The 996-nt window shown below is 47.5% G+C and carries 1 pseudogene; it reads right to left on the reverse strand.

Going from position 1 to position 996, the window contains the following annotated elements:
- Positions 1-996, reverse strand: a pseudogene (locus R7Q09_RS24455) (RTX toxin); the annotation flags it as partial.

Below are 996 nucleotides of genomic sequence, written 5' to 3' on the forward strand. Positions count from 1 at the left end.
ACCTTGCTCTACACCACTGGTTGTCCCTCTCATTTCCGTGACTATACCCTCACGGAAATCATCAATGGCAAGACCACCGCTAATATAAAAATCCGTATCGATATCAATGGTGGGAGCAGTGGCATCTATGGTCGTAGCCTCATCCATTGCTTTCGCTTGGTTGCCCGCTACATCATTCACGGAGGCAGATACGGTTAACGCCCCATCGGCTAACGTGGATAAGTTCGCCCCTTCGACTTGCCACATACCATCAACGACAACGGTATTGAACGAGAGCATCACCCCCAAGCTGTCTTGAACCGTGACAGAAACCGTCTGACCATTTTCAACATCACTGACTTGCCCTGACAAAGTGACAGATTGGCGCTCTTCAGTGTTTAAATAGCCGTCTCTGCCATCGTCAACGTCCACCGTCACACTTGCGAGCGTATCTTTGATGATGGTGTTTTCACTGATTGCAGGGTTGCCCGCTATATCTATACTCTTAGCAACAACTGTCAGCGTACCTTCAGACAATCCAGAAAGGTCAACGTCGTCCAGAGACCAACTTCCACCAGTCACCACCGTTTCTAAGTTTATGACCGCTCCTAACGAGTCGGTTACCGTAACTTGGATACGCTGGCCATCTTCAATGTTTTCAATCGTCCCTTCGAGGCGAGTAGTCGCGATTTCGTACTGATTTAAATACTCATCCCCTCCACCATCAAAATTGACGTTCACCGTTGCAAGCGTATCTTTAATGGTCGTATCGACGGCGTTCAGGTTATTGCCATAAATGTCAGAAACCACAGAAGTCACCGTAAGCGGCCCTTCAGCAAGAGAAGACAGATCAACGTCTGATAGGGTATAAGCCTCATTCTCTACGGTCGTTGTAACAGTAATGGAATTATTGAGGCTGTCGGTAATGGTGATAGTAACAAGCCACTCATCGCTTATCTTGAGTGCGTCACCTTGAATCGTGACACTAGGAACTTCAAACTGGTTTTCGTATCCATC

It is taken from the genome of Vibrio sp. 2130-1 (genome assembly GCF_033339515.1).